Origin of the sequence: Oribacterium sp. KHPX15 (assembly GCF_900107835.1) — a bacterium.
In the GTDB taxonomy this organism is placed as follows: Bacteria; Bacillota; Clostridia; order Lachnospirales; family Lachnospiraceae; genus Oribacterium.
This window is the reverse complement of sequence record NZ_FNRG01000008.1, coordinates 107,255-118,059: the sequence shown is the minus strand read 5'-3', so window position 1 is coordinate 118,059 and position 10,805 is coordinate 107,255. Positions and strand designations below refer to the sequence as shown.

The window sequence follows — 10,805 nt, the reverse complement described above, 5'->3', positions numbered from 1 at the left end:
CCGAAAAGCTTTTCTACAAGTGGAAAGGGCTTTTCCTAAAGCACAAGAAGCTATGGCTGGGCGACCTTTTGAACACCACCACTTCCTCTGAATCGTTCATGGAAAGTCTGATCTCTGAACCTTATTCCAGGTTCATTTCGAAATTCATCAGTACTTTCACCTTCTCATTCCTTCAGGCTCACAAAAATCCATCCGTGACCTTCAGGAATACCGCAGGTTACTGCCAGAAGGTTTTTACTCCGGATTATTTTGTTGTATGACCACACAACCTGTTCTTAGTCCTCTGACTTCGAAGCCTTTATTATGTAGAAAAAGATAAAGGAGGTTCAAAAAACATGTCCAATAATCCCGAAATAACAAAACATGATGCCGATATCGCACAGTTCCGTTTTGCCCTTATAGCTCCTGTCGTGCAGGGGCTTTTCACTGATGCTTCAGCCACTGCCTATTACAAAAGGATCGCTCAGAATCCACTAACGCTTCCTGATGGGACCATAGTGAAATACAGCTACAAGACACTGGAGAAATGGAAATCCCAGTACTCCATCGGAGGTCTCGATGCACTTCTCCCGGGAAAACGATCGGATCTTGGTACCTCACGTGCCCTGAATGACGAAGCGATCTCTGAGATCTACCGTCTGAAAGAAGAATTCCCACGTATGAATGCCACCCAGATCTACTATCACCTTATCAAGGAGTCATTCATACCGGCATGTGTCAGCGTGGATTCAGTCCAGCGGTTCATAAAGAACAATGACCTGAAATCCGCACGCAATCCAAACCTCAAAGACCGTAAGGCATTTGAGGAAGACAGCTTCGGCAAATGCTGGCAGGCCGATACCTGTTACCTTCCATACATCACTGAAGACGGGAAAAACCGCCGTGTCTACTGCATGATAATAATCGATGATCATTCCAGGCTCATCGTAGGCGGAGGTCTGTTCTACAACGACAATGCTTATAACTTTCAGAAAGTCTTCAAGCAGGCTGTTGCCACCTATGGGATACCGGACAAGATCTACGTTGACAATGGGTGCAGTTACTCCAATGAACAGCTGTCCATGATCTGCGTTTCTCTCGGTACCGTGCTCCTTCACACAAAAGTACGTGACGGGGCCAGTAAAGGGAAGGTGGAGCGCCATTTCAGGACGCTTAAAGAAAGATGGTTATACACCCTTGACCTGGAATCCATCACTTCTCTGGCTCAGTTCGATGAGATGTTGAAGGACTACATCCGTACCTACAACACCACATTCCACCGTGGTATAAACTCATCACCAATGGACAGATACCTTAATTCCAGCTACAGGATCAAGCAGGCTCCATCTGCCGAGTGGCTTGATGAATGCTTCCTTAACCGTATAACCAGAAAGGTGAGAAACGACTCAACTGTCTCGATAGAGAAAGTCAGCTTTGATGTCCCCATGCAGTTCATAGGATCCAGAATCGAGATCCGTTTTCTTCCCGATGACATGGATTCTGCCTACATTCTTTTTGAAGACAGTCATTATGAGATCCGCAAGACTAATCGCAACGAAAACTGTCGTGTTAAGCGCCAGAATCCAATTGATTATTCCAAGATTGGAGGTAATGCCTGATGTACAACAGTTTTTATGGACTTTCCTACAATCCTTTTGACAAACAGCAGTTGAAGGAAAAGGACTGCTTCATATCCAAAGACTTCACAGAAATGACTAGTCGGCTTGAGTATCTCAAGGACATCCGTGGGATCGGTGTCTTTACCGCAAGGCCCGGAATGGGAAAATCCTATGCTCTCAGATGTTTTGCAGCGAACCTAAATCCCAGCCTGTACCATATGGAGTACATGTGTCTTTCAACCATAAGCGTTGCCGACTTTTACAAGCAGTTCTGCGCCATACTCGGTGTTTCCGAGAAAGGCGGTAAACCGGCCATGTTCCAGGCGATCAGGGAACAGGTAACCTATCTTTACAAAGAGAAACGTCAGCCCCTCCTGCTTGCCATAGACGAAGCCCAATACCTCAATACCGGCATACTCAACGACATCAAGATGCTGATGAACTATGGTTATGATTCAGTCAACTATTTTACACTGATACTTTGCGGCGAGTCCCATCTGAATGACACACTCAGAAAACCTGTACATGAAGCACTCCGTCAGAGAATCACAGTCCACTATAACTACAATGGTCTCGATGATGAAGAAGTCGCAAACTATGTCCTTCATAAGATCGCTCTCACCGGAGCTTCCAAAAAGATCATAGATGCTGCAGCGCTCTCAGCTGTTCATAGCTACACGCAGGGCAATCCCCGTCTGATAGATAATCTTATGACAGATGCCATTGCGATCGGTTCCCAGCAGAAAGCCAAGGTCATCAATGCAGATATAATCCACGATGCTGTCGATAATCAGGTTCTGGGTTGATGAAGTTTTCAATGTTCAAGGCTGTGACATCTCTGGTGTCATGGCCTTATTTCAAAATACACTCTGGTTGTCTTTTGAAATAAGGCTACAACAATCTGCGGTATCACCGCTGATATCGTGCGGTCGATAATTATGCCGCACGATCGGGGAGTGATATCTGCCTAAAATAATCAGCAGTTACCGCCTCCCACAATCTGCCGTCGGACATCTAAGGTAGGGTATACTGTTAGATATCCCTCTGAATATCCTTCATCATCCCTATAGTAACAGTTATACATGTAGACATATTTCCCAATCGGTTCATCCTGCAAGAATTTTTGTATCATCTGATCCACTGTCTCTATGTACAGATTGAGGCTTTCATGAAGACTTGACCATCCCATGTCATATCCTTTGGGTGGTTGCCCGCAATCTGGCATGGTCTGAATGAGTTCCTGCCAAAGTGGCTTTTTTTCTTCGTAAGACAACCTGTGACACTGATATATGAGCCATGCTGCCTCCAAAGAATTGAACTTATAATCTTGACTCCATAAGTACTCTCGTATGTCTTTGGAATTGATTAAGGTGAAAACATCCATTGTATATTCCTTTATTTCGGGATGATAAAAATATTTTATTCATTCCCTTTCAATTGCCTGCGTCGAATAATCCCACCAACTGATTGTAGTATCATTAGCAAGGACTTGTTCCAGGTATTTCTTCCTGAAAACCCTTAGAAGAACTTCAACATCAAATTTCCCTTTCATATAATTGCTGAGTACTTTCAAAAATTCCTCTTCCGGTTTTAATGGCTCTCTATAGAACTCATAATCCATATAATTATATGGGTGATCGTAATCTATTCCGTAATTAGGGAACGCCATGTATACAATGCCATTCATATCAGTGTTATCCCTGTAGGTTTTATCTACATCCGGAGAATCCCAAGTACATAAATATTTTAATACAAAGCGCTCGTCACAATATCGATCAAAAACGCCTTTGTAATTTGGAATCCAAAGGATATCCCCCTTTTCAAAAGGTGTTGGGAATTCCAAGTAGAGTTCCTCAAAAAAATTCGGGATAGGATTATATTCATCGGGATTCTCGTATATATCAAGTATTTGTCCATCACTACGATATGTTACCTCTATGTAATGATATGGATTATCAAGAGATTGTTTTTTGATTTTATATGAGAGAACTTCATCTCCATCCTCAGACTCTTCTTGAAAATCAGCAAGACATAACTTCAAAGATGGAAAAATCGCATAATAATCTTCAGTCCTTTCCTTTTCATAAGACCCGTACCGATAACTGTACATATAGACGTTTTTATGATCCGGTGCATTATTTAAGAATAATTTTATCTTTTGATCAAATATCTCAATATAGCGCCGGATGCTTTCATGAAGGCTTTTAGTTTCTGTTTCGTAGCTTCTCTGTGGCAAAGTGCAGTTTGGCATAATCTGTATAAGTTCTTGCCACAGCATTTTTTTCTCTTTATAGGACAATCTATGGCATTGATATATTAGCCAGGCAGTTTCCAGAGAATTAAATCGGTAGTTGATGCTCTGTAAGTGATCTCGAATATCTTTTGAGTTTATAAATGAATAAATATCCATAAGAAACTTCCTATATGTTTGATCTAGGCCTTAATACTCATTAGCAAAAGATTTTTCATCAAAGATTCTATTTCTTTATCTAAAAGTGTCTTTTCATTTTCGGAACCCGTTATTTTACTATTCTCAAGATTATTGATTCTATTCATAATTTTATCTATCTATTTCTTGATAATGAATGGTTGAACAATCATGATATATGCTCCCTTCAAGTAATAATTCATATTAATACTGTCATTAATAATACTAGAAGCTTTTGAACCAAGGATTTCACAGTTAGTATTTAATAAAACCAGATAAATCAACAAGCTTTTATTTTTTTGCAATCTATCACAAACCCCACTCATATATATAAAAGTGAGGCTTTAGAATATTATGTTCACAAGATAATCACCTTTTCAATGGATAGATTGTTGTATTTAATCCTTAATGCATATTACGAACCTCAACGGCCAAGTTTACGACACCAAACGGCCGTATTCTGGACCTAACAGCCACAGGGGAAGTATTCCTATCCTTAATCGCTTAATTACCATTAACCGGTATTGGTCTGGGCAGTCAAGTATGCGTAGCACAAAGCTTGTCCTTGACTGCCCAGATCAATACTGGCATTCATATCTAAGCGGTTAAGTATGGCCGTTATGCTTCGGAAACCGACCGTTCGAAAACGGAATGGCGACCGCCAGGCTCCGTAAACTGCACTTAACGGAAAACCTTTAAAATATCAGGTAAATCCTTATAAAATTTGTAAATTTTCCATAATCGACGAACTATTGAAAAAATAATATTTATAATAATAGCAATTATAATTAATTTAAGTATATTAGGTATTCTAAGTTTTTCTCTTTTGCTTTTTTTATTTAAAATCCTTTTATTTAACTCATCATATTCGGACTGAGTTATTACATCATCATCTAAAAGAGCTTTTAATTCATCTCTATTCTTCATAAAATCACCTATTATATATCAGAATCATTATTTTTTTTGCGTAATTCCCAATCTCCCCATTTACCTTTAGTCACATACTCAGGTTCTTTACCTTCTTTGATGCTAACAGCAAACGCTACAGCTGAAATTAATATACCAACTGCACCTCCGATTACAGCCATTGTAGCTTTTTTCCAATTTCTATTTTCAGAACTAATATCATTAATTATAGTATCGTTTGTGTTTTGATCGATTAAACCTGGATCATTTGTGTCGTTCTTGTTTATATTATCATTCATGATTCATCCTCCTTGATAATCAATGATTTTTCGTTAAATAAAACATCGGAAATATAACTTAAATCTTTTGATGTTATTAAAAAATGATTATTACTTATAGTTGCAGATCTTCCTCCATAACTTAAATATCTCTCATATCCATATTTATTCCTTAATGATTGAATATATTCTGACTCTCTTTTTTCAGTCAACATCATTTCATCAAATTCGCCTAAATTTGCTTGAACCAATATGATTAATTTAATAGCTGCACAGTAAATATGGATGTTTTCATTCAAAATATTAACGTTTTGATCTGCAGTAGATTGTTGAATTCCACAAAACAATTTCTTTAAAGTACTTTTAGGAAGCTTGCTAAAAAAGGCCGTCATCTGTTCTATTTCGGTTTTGATTTGTCGAATCGCATCTATTAATTTAGAATCAATACTTTGTAGTAAATCATACCTTGAAGTTAAATCTTTTTTAGCTTCAGCATTTTCATACATATCAAAACATGCCTTAACATCACTTACATATTCATCATGCATTTTTTCTGCAATACTATTAATTTCATTATGAATAGAATCTAATTCATTTAATGCACATGCACAAAAAAATTTAACCATCGATTCATAATCATCTTTGGGAATATTGATTTTTATGTTTCCATAACTATCCTCCTCAATGATGTCATTTAAATCAATAGATTTATTTACTCTGGACAGTTCTACGGAAATCTTTGGTGGAGTATTATTTTCAAGGTATTTAAAACAATACTCTTTAAAAGAACTATCTGAATTATTTGAATATAAATAGTCCTTAAATGATGATATAGATATATATTTATTATCTAGTTCACTGCCACAATTTTGACAGTATTTTCCGTCATTAGCAGTATCTTTTCCGCATATTTTACATTTCATCCTATGACCTCTATATTACTTTTTTTTTCTGATTTTTTTAAACGCCTTTTTAAGGACAGGAGTTTTTTGTATTCCTGTTTTGTCTAATAACTCTTCTGTAGTTTCATCTATTATTTTCTTAACTTGTTTTTTTATGGCTTTTTTTATTTTTCTAATATTAGGTGATATCACTTCTTCAAGTATTTCATTTTTATAATCTGATACTTCTGTCTTAATATCATCATTAAATACTTTGTCTCTTATATTATCTTCATATACTGTATCTTCATAGTTAATATCTATGTCATCAAACTGTCTAACTCCACAAATAGGGCAAATTTCACTATTATCTTCTATTTGTGAACGGCAATTTTTACAAAACATTTTTGTGCCCTCCTGTTAATGATTATAATTAAAGGTTTGTTGCTTAATTCACTGTTGTAATACTACTAGATGATGATTTTGATTAATTGTTTTTTATATCATTCTATAAGTGTTAATTTAATGAATAATATTTTGGCTTCGTTGCAATTTACATTAGGATTTTCTTGATCCACAATATTAACATCATTTCTATTTGCATTTTTGATAACAAAACAAACTTTACACATTTAATAGCGTAAACCATCAAAAGAAAAATGTGACCTATAGTCAAAATTACTCTATGCCAAAACGTCATATAATTTATCGTACACAGTCTGTAATTCATCTGCGACCTCAGTTATTCGTTTGATAATTTCATCTGAAACGTCAAACTTGCTTTTAAGTTTATCAAACATTTCTGTTTCTGATTTCTCTATCTTAGAGTCTGCACATATCATTCCGTATAATTCAAAAAGTATAATCTTCTTAACCGGCTCATTTCTAGTAGCGAAGAAATCAATCAACTCGTCAACACTCCTCGTATCACCAACATTCTTGATGTTGAGCTCTGCTTTATAACTATTAATTATGTCTTCTTCATCTTTAGAATAATTACCATCGACCTGAGCCAACTTATATGCAAGTTCTAAAAAAGCTTCTTTTTCATCACTATTCATAGAATTCAAAAACATAAAAAACCTCCTAACTAAAGAATTCATCTACTTGTTGTCGACTTACTACAATTCTGCTCTTTTCTACTCCGGAAATCTCCGCGAGTGTGATAGAGTGTTCAGCACGACCTTGAGAAGTATTATTATCATCAAATGTTTCTTTGAGTTCAAAATATAGTTCTTGATATTCTTTTTCAATTATTTGAGTATACTCTATAAACAGTATATCAAGCTGATCTTGGTATTCCTCTAATCTTTGATTAAAATCATAAATAAGTTTCTTTTCTGCTGGAGTCTTTACGGCAGCCATTGAATTATCAATAAACTCACGAATTACAAGATCAAGAACTGGACCATACCTTATTTTTAATTCACTTAATACTAAAGTTATAAGACGCATCCAACCGACAATATTCAAATGACAAACAAAACTTACAATATTAAATCCTCCATCTACAATACCATGAAGGGCTGAATCGGCTCCATCAATAATACATAACGTGCTATTTCCAACTATCAGCATGATTCTAAGGTCTGTGTGATCTTTTGTTGGATAACTTTGATTCCAGCTTTTTTTTCTAATATATTTCTGTCTAACAACCCAGATAACTTTAATCATCAATTCTTCCATGATGACAGGGATTGCCATTGTAGTTGCAAATCTTGTATCGTACCCTTCTTCAAATACTTTTACCATAATATTTGAGAAAGTTTTTCCATCTATATTCCCAAAATCACAGAACAAGAATAATTCGTAAAACGGCATAGGTATTCCTGCTCCTCTGCCTGTTTTTCCTTCTTTACGTGTTGAAGATGATCCCACAAGGTCAGACATGAGATGTCCAATCCAATTCACAAAACCACAAAAAAGCATTGATGGTAGTGTTGTTCCTTGCAAATATGGAATTGCTCCGGATGTTTTTTTAGGGATTACATGAATTAATTTTCCATTGTCAATAAATGTTGCATAGCCCATGAACTGGTCTATTATTGAGAAAATCAGTCCTATAGGATCAGGGCTATGTGCCAACGACATTAAATGATGATTGGAAGGACGCATCCTAGCAAGAACACCATCTTTAACCATAAGGTCTTTCGAATATCGAGCATCATAGTTAACAGGAAATGCTTGTTCTAAATAACTTATACATTGCTCTAATGTCTGAGGCATTTTTTTAGGTTTTCCAGATTGTCTGGGATCTTTTATCCAAAACATCTGAGCTGCCTTCTTAGTAAATCCATCGGCAACCTTATCCATGGATTTACCTAACTTACTAGTTAATGGATCCCCAACAAAAAAAACATCAATGAGACCTGCCACGCCTCCACAGAAGGCTGCAATCATAAAATCATATTTATCACATTTTGCTGTTTGCCAATCATTTATATCTAATGATGTAGGTATATATGGTTCGTTATCGATCAAACAATTTTCACTCCAATTCTTTTTGAAAGTGCTTCCGCAGAATTTATCATCATCATCAATGTATCCTTATCGCTATCAGAGAACATCTTGTAATTATTATATTCCAATGTCCTCAATGATTTTAATACAGACTTTACTCCAGAATTTAATTGATCAATTGCCTTGATTTCAGCACACACCTTGCTGTTGGTCTTTTGTATATTGATAGTTTCTGCTTTTATTTCTTTGGTATGTTTTTCGGCTTCTGCAGCAATTTTTTTATTTTTGCTATTTGCCAATAAACCACCACCTATCAAGGCTGCTCCACCTATAGCCCAACCAGCTGGTCCAGCTAAAGCTAACAGGGCTTGTCCTGCGGCCATTCCGCCACCACCTGCTGTTAATGCTCCACCACCGAGCCAAGCCAGAGCAGCATTAGTTTGAGCCACCCCAGACAAAGTTGCAATAGCTGTTCCTGTAGATGCTGTACCGAATGTTGTGGCTACACCCATGGCTGCTGTTGGTCCAAAAGTGGCAACACCCACTCCTGCCAATGCACCTGCTCCTGCAACATTTTGACTGACTGTATTTGCTTTCTTGCTTTCAAGATTAATCTTTTCTATTTCTTTTTCAAATTCCTTTCTACGAACAGAGATCTCACTTTTCTTTTTCTCAATATACTTTGGTTTATTTGCTAGAGAGTTAATATAGTTTTCGTAGTCTAGAAGAATATTTACAGCATTTTTCTTTTTCTCATATAGTTTTTCGCAGCTTTCTACCGTTGTATCAAATTGTTTCTTATATTCCTTTCCTGCACGTTCGTAAGCCTTTAAAGCTTCTTTTTTATATCCGGCATTAAACATTATTTTACCTCTTGAGTAAATGTTAGTTATGACTTACCAATTAATCTAATTTGCTTATTTTAAGATAAAAAGAAGTATGGTGATACTAGTACAGCATATATTAAGTGTTTTATACATCATATTCACTTTGACAGCGTAGATTTAAGTGATTTGTTAACACATAGTGTGCTAGATACTTATTATTCGATGTACTAGGCAATATCTCTTATATTTGTTCAGGTCTGTTTTTTGCTTTTTATAGCAGTTTAAGGCATCAATCAATATATTTCCTTTTCAGTCAAAGCATATCTCGTACACTTATACTATATAATTTTTACATTTTCGCCCTGACTTTTCAGCCACATATCTATCCCATCACCAAATACTTCTGCCTGAATTATATACTTTCCGTTATTTTCACGGATAATCTTTGCTGTTGGCAGTCTATCCAAAACTGCTTCTAAAGAATACCCTGTGTATTCGAATTTGACTCTTTTTAGTTTTCCGCCGAACATGAACTGGATTCTTTTCCTGAACTCGCCTTCTTCGAATCGGTCTTTATATGGAATCAAAAAGTGTTCGGAAGTTATTTTTAATCCATTTATTCTGTCAATTCGATATATAGTAGGATTTATGTCATCAGGATTTTCAAATTGTTTTTTGGGGTTAACATTCTCAAGAATAGCCGCTAAATAGAAATAGTATTCAGAGAACATTATTGCCAAGGGTTTAACTGTCCGTTCGTGGCCAATTTTCCCTTGGATTCCTTTATAGAAAAACTGAATTTTTAAACCATCTCTAATTGCAGTACCTATGGACCACATCTTATTGAGAAAATGACTGTTATGCGTCGGAGGGATATAGTGGTATATTTCATTACCAATAAGACCTGTCACAATCTTCTGACTTTCCTTCGGCACACAGCAGTCCAGTAGTTTAGCAAGGATCGTTTTCATGTCGTCTTTTCGAAAAGCTCGGCTGTCAAGGAGAATCTTGCATATAGCAAGTATCTCATCATTTGTAAACTTCATTTTGTCGATATGCTCGAAACGGTATCCCCGATATTTGTAATCATAAATAAGATCGTTATGAATATCTTCGCTTACAAATTGACCATCAAGAAACAGCCTTATGTCCTCAAGGTCACGCTGTATCGTCTTTTCATTTACATGGAACTTTTCTGCAAGATCTTTTTTATTTAAAATTTTTCCGTTCAGAAGTTCTGAATATATAGTTAATACTCGATTGCTTTTATTCTGGTCATTCTCATACATATAGATACTCTCTTATCAATGAACAATTTAAGTGCTCCTATAAGCAGTATACTGATCGGGTTGGCCATTATATGTCCAAGTAAAAGCGTTATTTATAAACATTTAGTAAAAAATATTAATCATAGAAATATATCAATG

13 protein-coding genes are annotated in these 10,805 nt (G+C 36.0%); 3 read left to right on the top strand and 10 right to left on the bottom strand.

Features of this window, described 5'->3' with window-relative positions:
* The 3 genes from BLV86_RS17790 to BLV86_RS07340 all read left to right on the top strand — a co-directional run.
* A partial coding sequence (locus BLV86_RS17790) for a hypothetical protein (RefSeq protein WP_330386208.1) occupies positions 1-260 on the top strand: 260 nt, incomplete at its 5' end.
* A 75-nt stretch (positions 261-335) separates the two neighbouring features.
* Complete coding sequence (locus BLV86_RS07345) at positions 336-1,598, top strand: DDE-type integrase/transposase/recombinase (protein ID WP_090815972.1); 1,263 nt, start codon at positions 336-338, stop codon at positions 1,596-1,598.
* A complete protein-coding gene (locus BLV86_RS07340) occupies positions 1,598-2,404 on the top strand; it encodes an ExeA family protein (protein ID WP_090815969.1) in 807 nt (268 codons plus the stop codon). The genes BLV86_RS07345 and BLV86_RS07340 overlap by 1 nt, the downstream gene beginning before the upstream one ends.
* Positions 2,405-2,574: 170 nt before the next feature.
* Here BLV86_RS07340 and BLV86_RS17545 read toward each other — a convergent pair whose 3' ends face one another.
* The 10 genes from BLV86_RS17545 to BLV86_RS07290 all read right to left on the bottom strand — a co-directional run bounded on the left by BLV86_RS17545 (position 2,575) and on the right by BLV86_RS07290 (position 10,667).
* The gene (locus BLV86_RS17545; RefSeq protein WP_139297894.1) at positions 2,575-2,787 is read right to left on the bottom strand and encodes a hypothetical protein; all 213 of its coding nucleotides are present in this window, start codon (positions 2,785-2,787) and stop codon (positions 2,575-2,577) included.
* Positions 2,788-3,021: 234 nt separating this feature from the next.
* A complete protein-coding gene (locus BLV86_RS07330) occupies positions 3,022-4,008 on the bottom strand; it encodes a hypothetical protein (RefSeq protein ID WP_090815965.1) in 987 nt (328 codons plus the stop codon).
* Between the two features lie 699 nt (positions 4,009-4,707).
* Positions 4,708-4,953 carry a hypothetical protein gene (locus BLV86_RS07325; protein ID WP_090815963.1) on the bottom strand — a complete coding sequence of 82 codons (246 nt, stop codon included), beginning with the start codon at positions 4,951-4,953 and terminating at the stop codon, positions 4,708-4,710.
* Positions 4,954-4,964: 11 nt separating this feature from the next.
* Positions 4,965-5,231 carry a hypothetical protein gene (locus BLV86_RS07320; protein WP_090815961.1) on the bottom strand — a complete coding sequence of 89 codons (267 nt, stop codon included), beginning with the start codon at positions 5,229-5,231 and terminating at the stop codon, positions 4,965-4,967.
* Positions 5,228-6,133, bottom strand: a complete 906-nt coding sequence (locus BLV86_RS07315) for a hypothetical protein (RefSeq protein ID WP_090815959.1) — start codon at positions 6,131-6,133, stop codon at positions 5,228-5,230. Before BLV86_RS07315 ends, BLV86_RS07320 begins: the two co-directional genes overlap by 4 nt.
* Before the next feature lie 15 nt (positions 6,134-6,148).
* The gene (locus BLV86_RS07310; RefSeq protein WP_090815957.1) at positions 6,149-6,496 is read right to left on the bottom strand and encodes a hypothetical protein; all 348 of its coding nucleotides are present in this window, start codon (positions 6,494-6,496) and stop codon (positions 6,149-6,151) included.
* Positions 6,497-6,774: 278 nt separating this feature from the next.
* Complete coding sequence (locus BLV86_RS07305; protein WP_090815955.1) at positions 6,775-7,167, bottom strand: hypothetical protein; 393 nt, start codon at positions 7,165-7,167, stop codon at positions 6,775-6,777.
* A 10-nt stretch (positions 7,168-7,177) separates the two neighbouring features.
* Positions 7,178-8,572, bottom strand: coding sequence for a hypothetical protein (locus tag BLV86_RS07300; protein ID WP_090815953.1), 1,395 nt, complete (start codon positions 8,570-8,572; stop codon positions 7,178-7,180).
* Positions 8,569-9,414, bottom strand: coding sequence for a hypothetical protein (locus BLV86_RS07295; RefSeq protein WP_090815951.1), 846 nt, complete (start codon positions 9,412-9,414; stop codon positions 8,569-8,571). Before BLV86_RS07295 ends, BLV86_RS07300 begins: the two co-directional genes overlap by 4 nt.
* Before the next feature lie 302 nt (positions 9,415-9,716).
* Positions 9,717-10,667 (bottom strand): helix-turn-helix transcriptional regulator, encoded by a 951-nt coding sequence (locus BLV86_RS07290; protein WP_090815949.1) that lies wholly within the window; start codon positions 10,665-10,667, stop codon positions 9,717-9,719.
* Positions 10,668-10,805 lie beyond the last annotated feature (138 nt).

Excerpts from the sequence above, each read along its gene's own strand:
- BLV86_RS07345 (WP_090815972.1), top strand. The coding sequence starts at position 336 with ATGTCCAATAATCCCGAAATAACAAAACATGATGCCGATATCGCACAG.
- BLV86_RS07340 (WP_090815969.1), top strand. The coding sequence starts at position 1,598 with ATGTACAACAGTTTTTATGGACTTTCCTACAATCCTTTTGACAAACAG.
- BLV86_RS17545 (WP_139297894.1), bottom strand. The coding sequence starts at position 2,787 with ATGGGATGGTCAAGTCTTCATGAAAGCCTCAATCTGTACATAGAGACA.
- BLV86_RS07330 (WP_090815965.1), bottom strand. The coding sequence starts at position 4,008 with ATGGATATTTATTCATTTATAAACTCAAAAGATATTCGAGATCACTTA.
- BLV86_RS07325 (WP_090815963.1), bottom strand. The coding sequence starts at position 4,953 with ATGAAGAATAGAGATGAATTAAAAGCTCTTTTAGATGATGATGTAATA.
- BLV86_RS07320 (WP_090815961.1), bottom strand. The coding sequence starts at position 5,231 with ATGAATGATAATATAAACAAGAACGACACAAATGATCCAGGTTTAATC.
- BLV86_RS07315 (WP_090815959.1), bottom strand. The coding sequence starts at position 6,133 with ATGAAATGTAAAATATGCGGAAAAGATACTGCTAATGACGGAAAATAC.
- BLV86_RS07310 (WP_090815957.1), bottom strand. The coding sequence starts at position 6,496 with ATGTTTTGTAAAAATTGCCGTTCACAAATAGAAGATAATAGTGAAATT.
- BLV86_RS07305 (WP_090815955.1), bottom strand. The coding sequence starts at position 7,167 with ATGTTTTTGAATTCTATGAATAGTGATGAAAAAGAAGCTTTTTTAGAA.
- BLV86_RS07295 (WP_090815951.1), bottom strand. The coding sequence starts at position 9,414 with ATGTTTAATGCCGGATATAAAAAAGAAGCTTTAAAGGCTTACGAACGT.
- BLV86_RS07290 (WP_090815949.1), bottom strand. The coding sequence starts at position 10,667 with ATGTATGAGAATGACCAGAATAAAAGCAATCGAGTATTAACTATATAT.